Here is a 17,580-nt window from a genome sequence, read left to right on the forward strand (position 1 = left end):
GTCCACGACCCTCGCGGTGGGCGGCATCAGGGACATGGCCTCCCGGGGCACGAGGCCGTGGGCGTGGAGGCAGGTCCCGCTCATCGCGATCAGGCGTGAGGCCCGTACCGTGAGCAGGTCGACAGGGCCGGGTCCCACCCCGACGAGGTGCACCTGCGCGGGCTCGCCGGACGCGGGCCCTCCCGGGCGGCTCACCGGGGCATCCGTCGCCAGATCGGCTGGGGTACGAGACGGGCGACGGCGAACATCACCCGCAGCTGCCACGGTATCCACACGACACCCGCGCGGCGCGCGAGAACGCGGGCGACCACGGCGTCCGCCACCTCGTCCGGGGTCGAGGAGAACGGTGCGGGATCCATGCCCGTGGTCATGCGACCGATCACGAAGCCCGGCCGCGGGATCACCAGGGTGACGCCGGTGCCGTGCAGAGCGTCGGCCATCCCGGAGGCGAAACCGTCCAGTCCCGCTTTGGCCGACCCGTACACGTAGTTGGCGCGCCGGACGCGCTGCCCGGCTACCGACGAGAACGCCACGAGAACGCCCTGCCGGCGGGATTTCATCCGCTCGGCCAGCGTCGTCAACAGTGCGGCCTGGGCCACGAAGTCGGTGTGGAGGATCTGCGCGGCGGCCTCGGCGTCCCGCTCGGCGATCTCCTGGTCACCGAGGATGCCGAATGCGAGGACCGCGATGTCGACGGGGCCGACCCGGGACTCGATCCGGTCGACCACCGCGGCGTGGGTGCCGATGTCGTCGGCGTCGAAGTCCATGATCTCTACCGCGGCAGCGCCCGCCGCCTCGAGCGGAGCGGCAAGCGTCGATACGTCGCCGCCCGGCCTGGACGCCAGCACGACGGTACGACCGGGCGCGAGGCGGCGCGCCACGGCCAATCCGATCTCACTGCGGCCGCCGAAGATGACGACGACCTCGCCACCGGGCCGGGAGGACGACGATGCGGGTGTGGGCATGTGCTCAGTGTTTCACGCAGGCCCGCGCCGGCGGGCCTCACGGCCCACCTCGGCGATTCCTGACCGCTGTGGCAGTCTCGAGCACATGGCCCGCACCCTGACCGAGCTGTCCGACGAGGCTCACCAGTTCCTGTCGACCTACCATCTGGGCACACTGACCACCCTCCGTGCCGACGGGTCCCCGCACGTCGTGGCCGTGGGCTTCACGATAGATACCGAAGGCGGGCTCGCCCGGGTGATCACCAGGCGCGGGTCACAGAAGGCGCGCAATGCCGAGCGGGGCGGCCGCGCGGCGGTGTCCCACGTCGACGGCGGCCGCTGGCTGACCTTCGAGGGCCCGGTCCGGCTGCTGACAGACGCCGACGCGGTTCACGAAGGCGAGCGCCGATACGCACTACGGTACCGGGAACCGCGCCCGAACCCCGAGCGCGTGGTGGTCGCGATCGAGGTCGACCGCGTGCTCGGATCCGCCCGGATGTTCACCGGCGCCTAGTCCCTCTACAGGACCCGGAGGCCCCGCTCGCCGTTGTTGAGATCGCGACGGCCGTCCGCGGTCACCGCGACGATGTCCTCCAGCCGGGCACCCCAGTGCCCGTCCAGGTAGATTCCCGGCTCGACGGAGAAGGTCATCCCCTCGGCCAGCACGGTGTCCGCCCCGGGCGCCACGAACGGCGGCTCGTGCAGCCCGAGCCCGATCCCGTGACCGGTGCGGTGGATGAACCGCTCCCCCAGCCCGGCCGCCGCCAGGTACTCACGTGCCGCCGCGTCGACCTCGCCGATGGCCACCCCGGGCCGCACGGCCTCGCGTGCCAGTCGCTGCGCCTCCTGCAACGCGGCGTACTCGCGGGTGACCTGCTCGGACGGCTGGCCCATCGAATAGGTGCGGGTGCAGTCGGAGTGGTAGCCGCTGGGCAGCGGCCCGCCGATGTCGACCACGACGACGTCACCCGCCTGCACCACGCGGTCGGAGACCCCGTGGTGCGGGTCCGCACCGTGCGGGCCGGAGCCGACGATCACGAACTCGGCGTGCGTGAGCCCCACCGCCTCGATGGCGGCCGTGATGAGTTCACCGACCTCCGACTCGGTCCGTCCCACCTGCAGGAACTCGCCCATTCGCTCGTGCACGGCATCGATGCGGCGGGCGGCCTCGGCGAGCTCACCCACCTCGTGCGCGTTCTTGACGGCCCGGACGTGATCGATCACGTCCGAGGCCAGCACCACCTCGCCGTCGACGCCCTGCTGTAGCGGCACCAGGTGCAACGCCGGCATGGCGGTCGACACCGACACCCGTCCGGACACCTTCCCCGCGACCAGCGCCACCGCGTCCGTCCCGTCCGCCCACGGGTGCACGGTCGCGCCGACCTGCTCGGCGGCACGGCGGACCGGATCGGTGAGCTCGAGTGACGGCAGGATCAGCAGCGGCGCGTCACCGGCCGCGGGGACCACCAGCGCGGTGAGCCGCTCGTGGGAGTCCATCCGTAGACCTGTCAGGTAGGCCATGTCCTCCCCGGAATAGACCACCACGTGGTCGATCCCGATCTCCCGCGCGCGGGCGCGGACGGCGTCGAGGCGGTTCGGGTGGAGATCCGGGGAGTCGGCATTCATGTCCCCCAGAGTAGGCCGAGCCGCGCTTCGCCCGCCTCCGTCGGCGGCTATCCTTGCGGGGTGGTCCAGACCAGATCTCCAGGAGGCGCGATGTCCCAGGGGCCGTTGATGGTTCTCGACAGCGCCGGGCTGTGGTTCCGGGCGTTCCACTCGGTCCCGGAGAAGATCACCGGCCCCGACGGCGCCCCGGCGAATGCGGTGCGTGGGTTCTGCGACATGGTGGCGGTTCTGGTCGAGGAGTACTCGCCGAGCGGGCTCGTGGCCGCGCTGGACCGTCAGTGGCGGCCGGATTGGCGCGTGGCGCTGTTGCCGTCGTACAAGACGCATCGGGTCGGCGACGACGGCGAGGAGGACGCCCCCGCCTCGTTGGCGCCACAGGTGAATTCGATCCGTGCGGTCCTGTCCGCGGCGGGCATCACCCAGGCGTGGGCCGAGGACGCGGAGGCCGATGACGTGCTCGCCGAGCTCTCCGCCCGCGATCGAGAGGTACTGGTCGTCACCGGCGACCGTGATCTGTTCCAGCTCGCATCGGCGTCCACCACGGTGGTGTACGTGGGCGCCGGGATGAAGAAGCGGCTGGCGTACACGCCGGGGGTGGTGGCCGAGCGCTTCGATCTGCCCGAGGCCGCCGATGCCGGCGTGTACGCCGACTACGCGGTGTTGGTGGGTGACGCCTCGGACGGGCTGCCCGGTGTGGCGGGCGTCGGTGCCAAGACCGCGGCGACTCTGCTGCGCGAGTACGGCGATCTCGACGGGATCGTGGCCGCGGCGACGGACCCGGGATCGGGGCTGACCGCACGCCAGCGCAGCTCCGTCCTGGCGGGCACCGACTATCTGGACGCGGCCCGCGGGGTGGTCCGTCTGGGCGGGCGGGCGTTCGAGCTGGAGTTCGACGGCGACACCGACGGCCGACGCGGTCCGGTCGACGATGGGCGACTCGAAGAGCTCGGTCGGGCGACCGGACAGGCCCGGGCGATCGGCCGGCTGGTCGAGACGACGGCGACGCTGGACGAGGCCTGAACCCGTCCCTCTCCTGATATTCCCCCGCTGCGGCCAACATCGAGAAGAGCGTTCGACGCACCTGTCTCTCGCGTTTTGTGTGCCGAACACTCTTGTCGATGCGGGAGTGGGCGCGGGAGTGGGCGGGTCAGGCCATGTGGTCGAGGACGACGCCCCGCCGCAGCGAGCCGACCGCGGATCGTGCGGTCCGGGCGAGGTCGGGTTCCGCGACCTGGCCCACCTGCGCGAGTACGTCCACCACCAGGCGGGCGGATCGGACGAAGTCGCCGGCGGTCAGCTCCACGCCTTCCTGCCACGAAGCGGCCAGGATCGAGGACAGGGCGCCGCCGGATACCCAGTGGTGGAGCACCGGCGCGAGACCGGCATCCAGGTCGGGGGTCGCGGGCAGCCGGTGCGCGCGTTCGACCCCGGCGACGTCCGAGGCCACCCGTTCGGTGTCCGCCAGGGCGGTGCGCAGGGTCTCGTCCGACGGTTCGCGAACGGCCGATTCGCTGCGCGGGTGCGCGACCACGGTGGCGATCACGGCGGCCAGCCCTGCCGGGTCGAGTCCGCGCCAGACGCCGCGTCGGAGGCACTCGGCCACGAAGAGGTCCTGTTCGGTATGCACTCCTGCCAGGAGTCTGCCGGCATCGGTGGCGCGCAGCGCGCCCTCGTACTCCGCCAGGTACCCGAGCTGTAGTAGCAGCTCGACGATGCGGCGGAACCGGCGGGCCAGCGAGTCGGAATCCGCATCGACCTCGGCGGTGAGGGCGGCGACATCGGCATCGGCTTTCGCCCAGCGTTCGTGTAGGCGGGCGAGCTTGTCGATGCCGGGATCGTCGTGGAGCGGATGCTGGCGCAGCTCACGGCGCGCGGCGGCGATGCGGGGATCCTTGCGCATCGGCTTCCCGCCGGAGTTCTTCATGCGTCCCTTGGCCTTGCCCCGCAGGTGCTCCATGCGTTGGACGAGCGCTCTCTTGGCGCGCCCGTCGAGCTTGCGTCGGCCTCTGGGCAGGTCCACCCGGCCGACGGGAACGGGCGGTACGGAGAAGTCGTGCTGGTGCAGCCACCCTGTCCAGCCGGTGTCGGTGAGGCACAGCAAGGCCGGGTCGGACGGGATGTCGGTGCGCACCTGCAGGACCGTGGCGACGATCCCGTATCGCTTGCGGCCGACCGTGATGACCGAGCCCGCGGTCTGCCTGAGCATCGCCTCACGGACGGCGGAGAGCCGGTCGTCGCGTGAGGATTTCTCGACCTTGCGCTCGAGCCGACTCAGATTCGAACGGGCCGCCATGTACTCATCGAGCTCCTCGTCGCCTCCCGCCTCGACGAGGGTGGCGCGCATCCGGTCACGCTCGTCGGCGCGGCGCTCGATCGCGCGGGAGCGTGAGACGAGTGTCCGGTCCGTCTGGAACTGCGCGAAGGACCGGCCGATCAGCGAGGTGGCCTCGTCGACTCCACGTTGCTCGACGAGGTTGACCGCCATCGAGTAGTCGGGTGCGAAAGCGCTGTGCAACGGGAAGCGCGGAGTGTCCACGAGGGCCGCCAACGCGTCGAGGTCGAGATCGGGCTGACTCAGGACGACCGCGGTGCCCTTGGTGTCGATACCGCGCCGGCCGGCGCGGCCGGTGATCTGTGAGTACTCCGACGAGGTGAGCATCGCGTGGGTGTCGCCGTTGAACTTGGTGGTCTTCTCGAGCACCACGGCGCGCGCCGGCATGTGGATTCCCAACGCCAGGGTCTCCGTGGCGAACACGACCTTGATGAGCCCCGCCGAGAACAACTCCTCCACGACCGTGCGGAACAGCGGGAGCATCCCCGCGTGGTGCGCCGCGATCCCGCTGACCAGCCCGGCCCGGAACGCCGGGTAGTCGAGGGCGTCCAGGTCGTGCTGCGGGACCGGGGCGCACGCGGCGTCCACATGAGAGGCGATGCGCCGGGACTCCTCCCCGGTCGTCAGCCGCAGCCGGGCGCGGCGCATCTGCGCGACCGCACCGTCACACCCGGCGCGGGAGAAGACGAAGTAGATGGCGGGCAGCAGACGCTCGTCGTCGAGCTTGTCGATGACATCCCGACGGCGGGCCCACTGCGCGCCCTGACGGGGGGCCACCCGCTCGTCGTGGTACCCGGCGTGGGTTCGCCGGCGCTGTTCGGCAGCCGCCCGGACGGGGACCAGGTCTCCGTCGGTGTAGAGCATGTGGGCCAGGGGCACGGGCCGGTGATCGGAGAGCACCACGGCGGTGTCACCGCGGATCTCGGTGATCCAGTCGCCCAGCTCGTCGGTGTTGCTCAGCGTGGCCGACAGGCCGACCAGCCGCACCGCGGGATCGAGGGTGAGGATGATCTCCTCCCACACCACGCCTCGTGACCGATCCCCCAGGTAGTGGATCTCGTCCATCACCACGCAGTCGAGATCGTGCAGCGCCGATGATCCGCTGTAGATCATGTTCCGCAGGACCTCGGTGGTCATCACCACGATGGGCGCGTCCGCATCGATGGAGTGATCGCCGGTGAGCAGGCCGACGTTCTCCGGGCCGAACCGCTCGCGGAACTGACGGAACTTCTGGTTGCTGAGGGCCTTGATCGGCGTCGTGTAGAAGCACCGGCCCCCGCCGGCGAGAGCACGATAGGCCGCGTACTCGCCCACCAGCGTCTTGCCGGAGCCTGTGGGAGCCGACACGAGGAGGTTGCGCCCGGCGTCCAGGGCGGTGAACGACTCGAGTTGGAACGGGTCCGGGGTGAATCCCTCGCCGGAGAGGAACGAGTCGAGCAGCTCTCCGGAATGGTCTCCCTCGTCGGGGCCGGTGATGTCAGGTGATGTCGTCATACGGTGACCCGCCGCCGGTGGGCGCCTGGAGCGGGCTGGAGTTGTGCGGCGCGGGGGCGCCACCGGCGGGAGCGGAGGTGGGTACCGGAGCCGGACGACCCAGCGGCCCCGAGGCGCCGATCCCACCCGAGGAGTCGATGCCCCCGGACGCCTCGATCGGGGACGCCGATTCGTCGTCCACCTCGAGCCACTCCGCGCGGGCCTTCTTCTTGCGCTTGTCGCGCAGGCGGGCGAACTGGATGGAGAACTCGACCAGGATGCACACGGCCACGGCGAGCGCGAGCATCGAGAACGGGTCCTGCCCGGGCGAGGCGACCGCGGCGAACACGAAGATGCCCATGATGATCCCGCGACGGGACTTGGCGAGCATCTCGTAGCTGAGCACCCCGGCCACGTTGAGCATCGCGAGCAGCAGGGGGATCTCGAAACTCACGCCGAAGATGAGGATGAGCTGGATGAGGAAGGTGAAGTACTGCGTTCCCGACAGTGCTGTGGTCTGGACGTTGTCGCCGATCGACAGCAGGAACTCGAGGGCGTGGACGATCACGATGTACGCCAGCACCGCGCCACCGATGAACAGCACGGCGGCGAGGGTCGTGAAGACGATGCCGTAGCGCTTCTCGTTCTTGTGCAGCCCGGGCGTGATGAACGCCCACAACTGGTAGAGCCAGACCGGACTGGAGATCACGATGCCCGCGGTGGCCGACACCTTGAGTCGGAGCATGAACTGCTCGAACGGGCCCGTGGCCAGGAGGCGGCACTGGTCGCCGTCCCCGAGCTGAAGCCGGGCGCCCGGCGGGATGTCACAGTACGGGCCGGTGAGGATCTCACCGAGTGACGGGATCACGCCGATGCCACTGCCGTACCACCAGAAGCCGAAACCCATGAACACCACGATCGCCGCCATGGCGATGAGCAGCCTGGTGCGCAGTTCGTAGATGTGCTCGATGAGCGGCATCGTGCCGTCCGGGTTACGCCGACGACGACGGCGCTTGGACAGCAGGCGACCGGCGCCCCCCTGTGGGGAGGCGCCGGTCGTCGGGGACCCGGTATCAGTCATCGATGAGGAGACCTACTGCCCCTGCCCGCCCTGGTACGGAGCGGTGGGGTCCGAGTGCTGCTGCGGCTGCTGCGGCGCGGCGGGAGTCCGGTGCTGCTGAGGGTGGGGCTGCGGCTGGGAGACGGGCTGCTGATACTGCGGGGCCGGTGCCGGTGCCGGCTGCTGGCTCTGCGGCTGCACGTACTGGGCCGCGTTCGGCTGGCCCTGGGTGAGGGCCTGGGGCTCGTCGTTCTCCGCCGGGGAGCCGTCGTTCTGCATCTCCTTCATCTCGGACTTGAAGATGCGCATCGACCGCCCGAGACCGCGCGCGGCGTCCGGGAGCTTCTTCGAACCGAACAGCAGGAGCACCACCGCGAGAACGATGAGCCAGTGCCAGATGCTCAACGCACCCATGTCAACCTCCGTTTGTCTGACAACGTTTCCATGCTAGCGCACCCCGCGCGACCGCCGACACCGCGGTATCGGCGTTTACCGGCGGTGACCTGCACGTTCACGGAACATTCACATCCCTGGCGCGGGCTCTTCTTCCGTCGGTTCCGACACACTTCCGGTGTAGACGGCCAGACCCGCGGTGGCACGCTCCGCGATCTCCCTCGCGAGCACGGGATCGGCCGGTGTCACCACGTCGGCGTGGCCCAGCAGGAACCGCACGAGCCAGGCCCGGTCGAAATACGCGATCTCGACGTCCAGATCGCCGTCCGGGCGGCGGGCCACGGAATGGAAACCGAACTCGTCGAGGAACCAGGCACCGGCCGCGGGGACGATCGCCCGCTCCAGGCGGCGCTCACCCTCGCCGTCGTCCTGGGGCTCGGGTCCCAAAGCGCGGCGCGGTCCCACCTCCTCCACACGGCTCATCCGGTCGGTCCGGAACGTGCGCCACGCGCCCGAGCCACGGTCCATCCCGTGGACGTAGGAGTGGCCGTCCGCGACCGACAGCCTGGCCGGGTCCACCACGCGGATGGTCGAGCTGTCCGAGCTCGCGGAGTGGTAGACGAACCGGAGTGCGCGACCCGAGTGGACGGCGGTGCGAACCACGTCGGCGTCGGAATCCCCTGTGTCGGATCCGTGGGGCGCGGGGGCGCTCTCGGCGCCGGCCGCCGTCCGCAACGTGGCCAGCAGATCGCGCAGCGCGGCCTGTTCGACGACCTCGGGGCGGTCCAGGAACACGGCCAGCCCGGTCTCCAGGGTCACGGCCTCGGCGGCGGTCAGCCGCACGGGCCGGTCGATGCCGGCGGTGAACGTCACCTCCACCATCTCGGCGTCGTCCAGATCCTCCGCGGAGAAGGCGAGGTCGATGAGGTCGCCGGGGCCGTAACCGGGTAGGCCGCAGGACCACAGCTGCCACAGGGCGTACCGCAGCGCCTTGTCGGTCATCCCCAGGTCGCGCGCGGCCTCGGAGACGGGGACGGCGCCGCGGCTGTGGAAGTACGGGACCACGCTGAGCAGGGTCGCGAGCGGGACCGAACGAGTGCTCATCGGATCGCCTCCTCGGCGGCGGTCAGGATCGACACCACGCGGACGCGGAGCTCGGCCGGCCGCAGGGCCACCGCGTCGGCACCCTGGGCCGCGACGAGCGAGGACAGTTCACCCAATGGTGCGGACAGCTCGAGATCGGTACCACTGCGATCGAAGCGATGGGCCGACGTCTCCGAGCGGGCCATGGCGCGGAGTTCCGCTGCCCGAGCCTTGGCCGCCCACACCGTGGCCTGTACGACGGGGTTGAGCCTCGAGACCGCATCGTCGAGCAGTTCGAGAACGCGCTCGGTGGGCGGCACCGGGGCGGTGCGCCTGCCGCGGCCGAGACGAACGTCCGACATGCGGATCAACCGGAACGTACGGGGCTCGCCGCGGTCCTGGTCATGGCCCACGAGATACCAGTGCCCGTGCCGTGAACCGGTCCACCAGGGCTCCACGCGACGGTCGCTGGACTCGGTGGCCCCCGCGGGAGTGTGGGAGAACATCACCACGGCGCCCTCCGCTGCAGCCTCGGCGACGACCGCCGCGGTGGCCAGTTCGGCGGGGTCCTCGACGGAGACGGTCGTACCGACGTCCCGCACCGGATCGATGCCCGCGGCGGTGAGCTTGGCCAACGCCCCGTCCGCGCGGGCGGACCGCTCCCCTTCGCGCCAGACCTCGGCGGCCACCGCGAGGACTCCGGTCTGCTCGGCCGTCAGGGTGATCTCGGGGAGCTCGTAGTCACGAGCCGGGATCCGGTACCCGGCCGGCGAACCGTGGGCCAGCGACGCCCCCTGCTCGAGCGGCACGCCGGCGTCGCGGAGTTCGCGCTTGTCCCGCTCGAACATGCGCAGGTAGGCGGCCTCGTTCTCGCAGTCGTCGTAGCCCTGCACCATCCGGCGGATCTCGTCGGCCGACAGGTAGGCGTTGGTCGAGCGCAGACAGATCACCAGGTTGACCAGTCGCTGTGACTTCGAGGTGGACACGTGCAGGAACGCTATCGTCCGAGCGCGGAGATCAGGTCGTCGACACGCGGGTCCCCGTCGGCGAACGGGTCCGTCAGCGCGACGGTCGGGAGGGTGCCGTCGGTGACCTTGAGATGCACCCAGTCCACGGTGTGGTCCCGCCCGGCCTCGCGCGCGGCGGTGATGAATCGACCACGTAGTGCCGCCCGGGTCGTCTCGGGGGCGACCGCCCGTGCGTGCTCGACCTCGGCGTCGTCCACCACCCGGGAGACCAGACCGCGCCGCTCCAGGATGGAGTGCAGACCTCGGCCGGGCCGGATGTCGTGGTAGGTCAGGTCGATCTGCGCGAGCCTGGGGTGGTCAAGGTCGACGCCGGTCCTGTCCTGGACCTGCCGGATCAGCCGGAGCTTGGCCGCCCAGTCGATGTCGGCGGCGATCGAATCGTGGTCACCCGATTCGACGGCGTCGAGTACGCGCTCCCACAGGGCGACGCACTCGGTCACCACGTCGCGGTCGTCGCGCTCCCAGCCGCCCGCGTCCAGGTACCGGTGGACCGCGGCCAGGAACTCCCGCTGGATCTCCAGGGCGCTCATCGTGGTGCCGTCGGTCATGGCCACGGGGCGGGTGCCGGTCAGGTCGCGGCTGATCTCGCGGATCGCACGCACGGGGTGCGCCACGGCCATGGGACGCAGCTCGACCCCGGCCTCGAGCATCTCCAACACCAGCCGCGTGGTGGCGATCTTCAGCAGCGTGGTGGTCTCGATCATGTTGGAGTCGCCCACGATCACGTGCATGCGCCGGAACCGGGTGGAGTCCGCGTGGGGCTCGTCGCGGGTGTTGATCAGCGGCCGGGAACGGGTGGTGGCCGAGGAGACCCCGTCCCACATGTGCTCGGCCCGCTGCGAGAAGCAGAACGTCGGTCCCGGGGTCTGGTCGAGCCCCACCCCGGGGGGCGTGCCCGGCAGGATCTTGCCGGCGCCACAGTAGAGCTGCCGGCTCACCAGGAACGGCAGCAGTGTGGTGCCGATGCTGCGCACCTGGGTGGCGCGGTCGAGCAGGTAGTTCTCGTGGCACCCGTAGGAGTTGCCCACCGTGTCGGTGTTGTTCTTGAACAGGTAGACCTTCGCGTCGATCCCCTCGGCGGCCAGCGACTGTTCGGCGCACAGTCCGAGGTCGTCGACGATCCGCTCCCCCGCCCGGTCGTGGGCCACGAGCTGGCGCAGGCCGTCGCATTCGGCCGTGGCGTACTCGGGGTGCGAGCCGACGTCCAGGTAGAGGCGCGAGCCGTTCTCGAGGAAGACGTTCGAGCTACGCCAGCGCTCCACGACGGGGCGGAACAGGTAGCGCGCGATCTCGTCGGCGCCGAGCGACCGGGCACCCTCTCCCCCAACGCTGGTGATCCCGAACTCGGTCTCGATCCCGACGATGCGACGCAACATGGGGTCTACTGCCCGCCCTTCTGGACGTAGGACTTCACGAACTCCTCGGCGTTGGTCTCGAGGATGTCGTCGATCTCGTCGAGCAGCGAGTCGGCGGCGCTGGTGTCGGTGGCCTTGGCGACCTGGCCGGCCTCGTCGTCACCGTCGCCGGGGCCGCCGGCGTGCTTCTGGATCTGGGCCATGGTGGTTGCTCCTTGTTCGCTGGTGCTCTGCTGTCGGCGGTGATCAGGTGGTGGGGCCGTCGGGCCCCAGGAAGCCGGGGTTGGCCTCGCAGAACTCCCGGCTGCCGGTGTAGGGGTCGGAGAGGTCGACGTGCCGTTCCCGGCCGCGGGTGTCGACGACGACGACGTGGTCCCATCCGGCGGCGTGGACGCGATCCCCGAGTTCGGCCAGGAAACGTCCGCGGGCCCAGGCCCGCGTCGTCTCCGGGGGTGTCGTGATGGCGGCGTCGATCTCGGCATCACCGGTGAGCCGGCGGATCGCGCCCTTGGCGACCAGTCGGTTGTAGAGGCCACGCCCGGGGTCGATGTCGTGGTACTGGAAGTCGATCAGGGCGAGCCTGGCGTGGTCCCAGCCCAGGCCGTCACGGGTTCGGAAGCCCTCCAGCAGCCGGAGCTTGGCCGGCCAGTCGAGCCGGTCCGCGCACGACATCGGGTTCTCCTCGAGGGCGTCGAGGATCTCCCGCCACTCGGCGAGCACCTCGAGAGCCCACGCTGGTCGGCCGGAGCCGTCGCCCACCATCTCGGTGACCCGCGCCAGGATCTCCCGCTGCATCGCCAGTGCGGTGATCTCACGGCCGTCGGCGAGCGGCACCGTCGCCGTGAGGCCCGGGTCGTGGCTGATCGTGTGCACGGCCTCGACCGGGTCCGTGGGGAGCAGATCCGCGAAGTCGACGCCGGTCTCGATCGCGTCCAGCACCAGGCAGGTGGTGCCGATCTTGAGGTAGGTGGACAGCTCCGCCATATTGGCGTCACCGATGATGACGTGCAGGCGTCGCCACGTCTCGTCGGTGGCGTGCGGTTCGTCGCGCGTGTTGATGATCCCGCGGCGCAGCGTGGTCTCGAGCCCGGTCAGAACCTCGATGTAGTCGGCCCGCTGGGAGATCTGGAACCCGGCGGTCTGCCCTTCCTGACCGATGCCCACCCTGCCCGCGCCGGTGTACACCTGCCGCGACAGCAGGTGGGTGGCCAGACTGAGGGTCAGCGCGTCGAAGTCCACGTCGCGACGCACGAGGTAGTTCTCGTGGGCGCCGTACGAGGCCCCCTTGCCGTCCACGTTGTTCTTGTAGAGCTTGAGCTCCGCGTTGTCCTCCGTGGTCGAGGACTCCACGCCGGCCCGGTGCATGATGACCTCGCCCGCCTTGTCCCAGATCACGGCGTCCCGCGGCGAGTCGACCTCCGGGGCCGAGTACTCGGGGTGGGCGTGATCGACGTAGAAGCGCGCGCCGTTGGTGAGCACCCGGTTGGTCACACCGAACTCGCTGGGGTCGTACGCCCGGGCGATGCCGAGGTCGAACCCGCGGGCGTCCCGGAGCGGCGACTCGGACTCGTAGTCCCACCGCGCCTCGTCGGCGCCGCCCGCGCCCTCACCCGGATCGGTGTAGGCCTTGACCACCTGGGTCGAGGTGACGACCGAGCTCAGCAGCGGCTGGCTCACGGCGACGATCCCGAACTCGATCTCGGTTCCGATGATCCGGCCGCGCACGGGGCGGGGCGGGCGGGCACTCGCGTTCATGCGCTCTCTTCCCTGTTCGGCACGGTGACCTCCACGACCCGCTCGCCACGCACGCCGGTCAGGCGCGCCCACTCCTGTGGGTTGGAGGTGTTGGGCAGGTCGGTGTTCTCCGCGAACTCGGCCTCCACGGCGTCCAGGAAGTCGTCCGTGGTCAGGCCCTTACCGGTGCCGTGCACGATGTCCTTGATCGCGAGCTTCTTGGCGCGGTCCACGATATTGCGCAGCATGGCCCCCGACGTCAGATCTGCCAGGTACATCGAGGAGCGGCGGCCGGAGGCGAACACCAGGTGTGCGTACGTGGTCGAGGCATCACGGGTGTAGAGGCGCTCGGTGACGCGCTGGATCAGAGCCGCCACGTGTTGGTCGGCGGCGGCCCCCGCCATGTCGTCGGGGTCGAAGCGCAGATCGGTGGTGACGTACTTGCCGAGGATGTCGACCGCCGCCTCCCGGTCCGGGCGGTCGATCCTGATCTTCAGGTCCAGCCGGCCCGGGCGCAGGATGGCCGGATCGATCATGTCCTCCCGGTTGGAGGCGCCGATCACGATGACGTTGCGCAGGTCCTCCACGCCGTCGATCTCCGCGAGCAGCTGCGGGACGATCGTGGTCTCCATGTCCGAGGAGACGCCCGATCCACGGGTCCGGAAGATCGAGTCCATCTCGTCGAAGAAGACGATCACCGGATTGCCCTCGGTGGCCTTCTCGCGGGCCCGTTCGAAGATCGAGCGGATGTGCCGCTCCGTCTCGCCCACGTACTTGTTGAGCAGCTCGGGGCCCTTGATCGACAGGAAGTACGAGTTCGGGTATCGGCCGTCGTCCACGTCGTCGCCCCGCGACACCGCCGCGGCCCGGGCCAGCGAATGCGCCACAGCCTTGGCGATGAGTGTCTTGCCGCAGCCGGGCGGGCCGTAGAGCAGCACGCCCTTCGGCGGCGCGAGATGGAACTCGCGGTACAGGTCATGGTGGATGAACGGGAGCTCGATCGCGTCGCGGATCTGCTCGATCTGCTGGCCGAGCCCGCCGATGTCCGAGTAGTCGACGGTCGGGACCTCCTCGAGCAGGAGTTCGTCGACCTCCGCCTTGGGCACCACCTCGTACGCCACGGCCGCCTTCGGGTCCACCAGGACCGCGTCACCGGGCCGTACCGGCGCCGGATGGTCGGCGGTCCGGCTGCCCCGGAGGTGATCGGCCAGGTGCACGATGTGCTCCTCGTCGTTCCCCATGACGACCCGGGCACGCAGCCCGTCCGCCAGGACGTCCCGGAACATCGCCGTGACGCCGGTGGTGGGCAGGTCGGACGAGGCCTCCAGGACGGTCAGCGCCTCGTTGAGGCGGACCGTCGTGCCGACCGTGAGCGTCGCCGGTTCCACGCCGGGCGCGAGCGTCAGCAACATACGGCGGCCGGAGGTCATGACCTCGACGGTGTCGCCGTCCACCGGCTTCGAGAGAACGACCCCGTAGGTGCTGGGCGGATTGCCGAGCCGCTCGACCTCGCCCTTGAGGGCCTCGAGCTGGTCCCGGGAGTCCTTCAGCAGCTCCGCGAGACGCACGTTGCGGGCGCCGAGGGCATCGATCTTGACCGTCTTCTCGCGATCCGACCGGGCCCCCTCGTCGGCCGCCTTGCGCAGCCGCACCAGCTCCGCCCGGTCGACCGAGACCCGATCATCACCCTGTCCGGCCGGGGAACGTCCCTCGGTCACGCGATCACCTGCCCTCCGGTTCGCCGACGAGACCCCTCGTCGTCGTCACCTCCACCCTATCGCCGCGGTGAGGCGCGGGCGCGCCGGCCAGGCTGTTATCCGATCAGCCCTTTCCGGCGCGGCGTTTGGGCTTGAGGGTGGTCACACCCTCGGCGAGGCGACGCGCGGTCACCAGGAACGCGGTGTGGCCCTGCATGCGGTGCTCGGGGCGCACGGCCAGACCCACCACGTGCCACCCGCGGTTGATCGACTCCCACGCGCGGGGCTCCGTCCAGCACTGCTGGCGGCGCAGGCCCTCCACCACATCCGACAGCTGCGTCGTGGTGGCCACGTAGACCACCAGTACGCCGCCCGGGACCAGGACGTCCTTCACGGTGGGCAGGCACTCCCACGGCGCCAGCATGTCCAGGATGACCCGGTCGACCTGACCGTCCAGCTGCTCGACCGACGTCTCCGCCAGATCCGCAACCCGCAGATCCCAGTTGTCGGGCAGGTCGCCGTAGAAGGTGCGGACGTTGCGCTCGGCGTGTTCGGCGTGGTCCTCGCGGATCTCGTAGGAGAACACCCGGCCCGACGGGCCGACCGCGCGCAGCAGCGAACACGTCAGCGCGCCCGAACCGGCTCCGGCCTCCAGGACGCGTGCGCCCGGGAAGATGTCGCCCTCGTGCACGATCTGCGCCGCGTCCTTGGGATAGATGACCTGGGCGCCACGGGGCATCGACAGCACATAGTCGGTGAGCAGCGGCCGCAGTGCCAGGTAGTCGGCGTCCTTGGTCGAGGTGATGATCGACCCCTCGGGCGCACCGATGAGATCGTCATGCTTCACCGCGCCGTGATGGGTGAAGAACTCCGCCCCCTCGACCAGGACGACGGTGTACTTGCGCCCCTTGGTGTCGGTGAGCTGCACGCGGTCGCCGATCGCGAACGGGCCGGATCGCTGCACTGTGGACCTCCAGGGTGACGGTGGGGGCCGGATGTCCGACCGGTTGTCTACCCTGCCAGGTGTGATTGATCCCCTCGAAATCGGTGACGGTAACAATGTGGGCGCCGCCCGGGACATCGGCGGCGGCGAGGATGTCGGTGGCACCGGCCCGGTCGTCCCCGAGCGTAAGCCGCTGGCGCTCTCGGCCTCGCGCGCGTCGGACTTCCAGCGGTGCCCCCTGCAGTACCGGTTCCGTACCGTGGACCGGATCCCGGAGCCAAAGACGCGCGCACAGGTGCTCGGCACGGTCGTGCACTCCGTGCTCGAGGAGCTGTACGGACTCGAGCAGTCGGAGCGGGCCCCGCAGCGTGCCGCGCAGCTGGTGCCCGGCGCCGTGGAGCGCTTCTACGAGGTCGAGGGCGGCGCGGAGGTCGTCCCGCTCGCGGGGCGGGACGAGTTCCAATCGGATGTCGCCGCGATGGTGGCCGGGCTCTACGGCGTCGAGGACCCGCAGCGCTTCTCCCCCGCCTCGTGTGAGCAGTACCTCGTCACGGCCACCTCCGCCGGCACCCCGCTCCACGGCTACCTCGACCGCGTGGACCTGGCGCCGACCGGTGAGGTGCGGGTGGTGGATTACAAGACGGGCAAGCCGCCGCACCCGCGTTTCCAGGACCAGGCCATGTTCCAGATGCGGTTCTACGCGCTGATGTACCAGCGCATCCACGGGGTCCTGCCCGCCCAGCTGAAGCTGATCTACCTGAAGAACGGCAGCTGGCTCACCCTCACACCGGATCTGGCCACGATGGTCGAGACGGAGTCCACGCTGGACGCCCTGTGGACGGAGATCGAGGAGGCCGGCAGGACCGGGGACTTCCGCCCCCGTACGTCGAAGCTCTGCGGCTGGTGCGATCATCAGGCGTTGTGTCCGGCGTTCGGGGGGACCCCGCCGGAGTACCCGGGCTGGCCCGGGTCGCGAGTGGTGCCGGTCGATGCCCCGAATCTGCTGGCCGGTGATCAACGAACCGAGGAGCGGTCATGACGGAGGCCTATTACGAGCGGCTGGGTGCCGAGGACGGCTGGGAGGTGTTCCGGGCGTCCGAGCACACCGTGAGCGCGTGGGGGCCGGAGCTCCAGCACGGGGCGCCGCCGTCGGCCATACTCACCCGCGCCATGGACCGACTCGACGGAACCGACGGGACCCGCATCTCCCGGATCGCGGTGGACCTGCTGGGCCCGGTACCGCTCGGTGAACTGCGGACGCGGGCGCGGATCGCGCGCCCGGGCAAGCGGATCCAGCTCGTCGAGTCGGAACTCGAAGCGGGCGGCCGCGTGGTGGCCCGCGCCAGCGCGTGGCGGATGCGTGCCGGGGACACCTCGGCGGTGGAACAGACGGTCGACAGCCCACGGGTACTGCCCGCGGCCGACTTCGACAGCTCGTTCTTCACCCGGTGGACCAGCGGATACATCGACTCGCTGCAGATTCGCGGTGCCGAGGACGGGATCGTGTGGGCGCGCCCCAGGTATCCGCTGGTCGCCGGCGAGACAATGTCACCGGTCGAGCACGTCATGTGCATCGCGGACATCGCCAACGGGGTCGGAGCGGTGCTGGAACCGACCGAGTGGCGCTTCCTCAACACCGATCTCGTCACGCACCTCCATCGCCTGCCCCGGGGCGAGTGGATCGGGGTGGACGCCCACGCCTCGATCGGACCCGACGGGGTCGGTGCGACGTCCGGAACGCTCTATGACGCGTCGGGCGCGCTCGGGCACACGCTCCAGGCATTGCTCATCGAGCCGGTGTAGATCCCTGCCGGCGGGCGCCGTCGAAAGGGGCTGGGAAGCCGGACAGCCCCGGAAAGCCTGAACGCGTGGCGTCCGGTCCTCCGTGGCTGACGGCGATTCGCCGAGTGTT

At 70.3% G+C, this 17,580-nt stretch carries 16 protein-coding genes and 1 pseudogene; 4 read left to right on the top strand and 13 right to left on the bottom strand.

What is annotated here, in order from left to right; translation table 11 throughout:
- Both ACWIE7_RS00525 and ACWIE7_RS00530 read right to left on the bottom strand, forming a co-directional pair.
- Positions 1-195: SAM-dependent methyltransferase (locus tag ACWIE7_RS00525; protein WP_454068333.1), on the bottom strand; the 195-nt coding region annotated here is incomplete at its 3' end.
- Positions 192-965 carry an SDR family NAD(P)-dependent oxidoreductase gene (locus ACWIE7_RS00530; RefSeq protein WP_454068334.1) on the bottom strand — a complete coding sequence of 258 codons (774 nt, stop codon included), beginning with the start codon at positions 963-965 and terminating at the stop codon, positions 192-194. The genes ACWIE7_RS00530 and ACWIE7_RS00525, both read right to left, overlap by 4 nt.
- An 85-nt stretch (positions 966-1,050) precedes the next feature.
- Here ACWIE7_RS00530 and ACWIE7_RS00535 point away from each other — a divergent pair, with 85 nt between their 5' ends.
- Positions 1,051-1,458, top strand: coding sequence for a PPOX class F420-dependent oxidoreductase (locus ACWIE7_RS00535; RefSeq protein WP_454058171.1), 408 nt, complete (start codon positions 1,051-1,053; stop codon positions 1,456-1,458).
- Positions 1,459-1,463: 5 nt separating this feature from the next.
- Here ACWIE7_RS00535 and ACWIE7_RS00540 read toward each other — a convergent pair whose 3' ends face one another.
- Positions 1,464-2,570: a M24 family metallopeptidase gene (locus tag ACWIE7_RS00540; RefSeq protein ID WP_452098832.1), complete on the bottom strand. Its 1,107-nt coding sequence runs from the start codon at positions 2,568-2,570 to the stop codon at positions 1,464-1,466.
- 90 nt (positions 2,571-2,660) lie between these two features.
- On the opposite strand from ACWIE7_RS00540, the gene ACWIE7_RS00545 reads away from it, so the two are divergent.
- A complete protein-coding gene (locus ACWIE7_RS00545; RefSeq protein WP_454058172.1) occupies positions 2,661-3,590 on the top strand; it encodes a 5'-3' exonuclease in 930 nt (309 codons plus the stop codon).
- A 127-nt stretch (positions 3,591-3,717) separates the two neighbouring features.
- Here the strand turns inward: ACWIE7_RS00545 and ACWIE7_RS00550 are convergent, their stop codons facing one another.
- The 10 genes and pseudogenes from ACWIE7_RS00550 to ACWIE7_RS00595 all read right to left on the bottom strand — a co-directional run bounded on the left by ACWIE7_RS00550 (position 3,718) and on the right by ACWIE7_RS00595 (position 15,689).
- Positions 3,718-6,396: a DEAD/DEAH box helicase gene (locus ACWIE7_RS00550; RefSeq protein ID WP_454068335.1), complete on the bottom strand. Its 2,679-nt coding sequence runs from the start codon at positions 6,394-6,396 to the stop codon at positions 3,718-3,720.
- Positions 6,380-7,354: a twin-arginine translocase subunit TatC gene (gene tatC, locus ACWIE7_RS00555; RefSeq protein ID WP_454058194.1), complete on the bottom strand. Its 975-nt coding sequence runs from the start codon at positions 7,352-7,354 to the stop codon at positions 6,380-6,382. The genes ACWIE7_RS00550 and tatC overlap by 17 nt, the downstream gene beginning before the upstream one ends.
- Positions 7,355-7,468: 114 nt before the next feature.
- On the bottom strand, positions 7,469-7,849 hold the full coding sequence (gene tatA / locus ACWIE7_RS00560; RefSeq protein ID WP_454068336.1) for a Sec-independent protein translocase subunit TatA: 381 nt from the start codon (positions 7,847-7,849) through the stop codon (positions 7,469-7,471).
- Between the two features lie 108 nt (positions 7,850-7,957).
- Positions 7,958-8,932, bottom strand: a complete 975-nt coding sequence (locus ACWIE7_RS00565) for a helix-turn-helix transcriptional regulator (RefSeq protein ID WP_452098837.1) — start codon at positions 8,930-8,932, stop codon at positions 7,958-7,960.
- The gene (locus ACWIE7_RS00570) at positions 8,929-9,897 is read right to left on the bottom strand and encodes a helix-turn-helix transcriptional regulator (protein ID WP_452098838.1); all 969 of its coding nucleotides are present in this window, start codon (positions 9,895-9,897) and stop codon (positions 8,929-8,931) included. The genes ACWIE7_RS00565 and ACWIE7_RS00570 overlap by 4 nt, the downstream gene beginning before the upstream one ends.
- Positions 9,898-9,908: 11 nt before the next feature.
- Positions 9,909-11,315 carry a Pup--protein ligase gene (gene pafA / locus ACWIE7_RS00575; RefSeq protein ID WP_454068337.1) on the bottom strand — a complete coding sequence of 469 codons (1,407 nt, stop codon included), beginning with the start codon at positions 11,313-11,315 and terminating at the stop codon, positions 9,909-9,911.
- 5 nt (positions 11,316-11,320) lie between these two features.
- The gene (locus ACWIE7_RS00580) at positions 11,321-11,497 is read right to left on the bottom strand and encodes a ubiquitin-like protein Pup (RefSeq protein WP_454058176.1); all 177 of its coding nucleotides are present in this window, start codon (positions 11,495-11,497) and stop codon (positions 11,321-11,323) included.
- A gap of 43 nt (positions 11,498-11,540) precedes the next feature.
- Positions 11,541-13,049, bottom strand: a complete 1,509-nt coding sequence (gene dop, locus ACWIE7_RS00585) for a depupylase/deamidase Dop (protein ID WP_454068338.1) — start codon at positions 13,047-13,049, stop codon at positions 11,541-11,543.
- A gap of 26 nt (positions 13,050-13,075) precedes the next feature.
- Positions 13,076-14,746: pseudogene (gene arc / locus ACWIE7_RS00590) on the bottom strand (proteasome ATPase); the annotation flags it as partial.
- 103 nt (positions 14,747-14,849) lie between these two features.
- Positions 14,850-15,689, bottom strand: coding sequence for a tRNA (adenine-N1)-methyltransferase (locus tag ACWIE7_RS00595; RefSeq protein WP_344996005.1), 840 nt, complete (start codon positions 15,687-15,689; stop codon positions 14,850-14,852).
- Between the two features lie 115 nt (positions 15,690-15,804).
- Here ACWIE7_RS00595 and ACWIE7_RS00600 point away from each other — a divergent pair, with 115 nt between their 5' ends.
- Together ACWIE7_RS00600 and ACWIE7_RS00605 are read left to right on the top strand one after the other, a co-directional pair.
- Positions 15,805-16,707 (top strand): RecB family exonuclease, encoded by a 903-nt coding sequence (locus ACWIE7_RS00600; RefSeq protein ID WP_452099058.1) that lies wholly within the window; start codon positions 15,805-15,807, stop codon positions 16,705-16,707.
- On the top strand, positions 16,704-17,471 hold the full coding sequence (locus ACWIE7_RS00605; RefSeq protein WP_452098843.1) for a thioesterase family protein: 768 nt from the start codon (positions 16,704-16,706) through the stop codon (positions 17,469-17,471). The genes ACWIE7_RS00600 and ACWIE7_RS00605 overlap by 4 nt, the downstream gene beginning before the upstream one ends.
- Positions 17,472-17,580: the final 109 nt, after the last annotated feature.

This window comes from Dietzia sp. NPDC055343, from assembly GCF_053645265.1.

Excerpts from the sequence above, each read along its gene's own strand:
- tatC (WP_454058194.1), bottom strand. The coding sequence starts at position 7,354 with ATGCCGCTCATCGAGCACATCTACGAACTGCGCACCAGGCTGCTCATC.
- ACWIE7_RS00540 (WP_452098832.1), bottom strand. The coding sequence starts at position 2,570 with ATGAATGCCGACTCCCCGGATCTCCACCCGAACCGCCTCGACGCCGTC.
- ACWIE7_RS00545 (WP_454058172.1), top strand. The coding sequence starts at position 2,661 with ATGTCCCAGGGGCCGTTGATGGTTCTCGACAGCGCCGGGCTGTGGTTC.
- ACWIE7_RS00535 (WP_454058171.1), top strand. The coding sequence starts at position 1,051 with ATGGCCCGCACCCTGACCGAGCTGTCCGACGAGGCTCACCAGTTCCTG.
- ACWIE7_RS00530 (WP_454068334.1), bottom strand. The coding sequence starts at position 965 with ATGCCCACACCCGCATCGTCGTCCTCCCGGCCCGGTGGCGAGGTCGTC.
- ACWIE7_RS00550 (WP_454068335.1), bottom strand. The coding sequence starts at position 6,396 with ATGACGACATCACCTGACATCACCGGCCCCGACGAGGGAGACCATTCC.
- ACWIE7_RS00565 (WP_452098837.1), bottom strand. The coding sequence starts at position 8,932 with ATGAGCACTCGTTCGGTCCCGCTCGCGACCCTGCTCAGCGTGGTCCCG.
- tatA (WP_454068336.1), bottom strand. The coding sequence starts at position 7,849 with ATGGGTGCGTTGAGCATCTGGCACTGGCTCATCGTTCTCGCGGTGGTG.
- dop (WP_454068338.1), bottom strand. The coding sequence starts at position 13,049 with ATGAACGCGAGTGCCCGCCCGCCCCGCCCCGTGCGCGGCCGGATCATC.
- ACWIE7_RS00605 (WP_452098843.1), top strand. The coding sequence starts at position 16,704 with ATGACGGAGGCCTATTACGAGCGGCTGGGTGCCGAGGACGGCTGGGAG.
- ACWIE7_RS00580 (WP_454058176.1), bottom strand. The coding sequence starts at position 11,497 with ATGGCCCAGATCCAGAAGCACGCCGGCGGCCCCGGCGACGGTGACGAC.
- pafA (WP_454068337.1), bottom strand. The coding sequence starts at position 11,315 with ATGTTGCGTCGCATCGTCGGGATCGAGACCGAGTTCGGGATCACCAGC.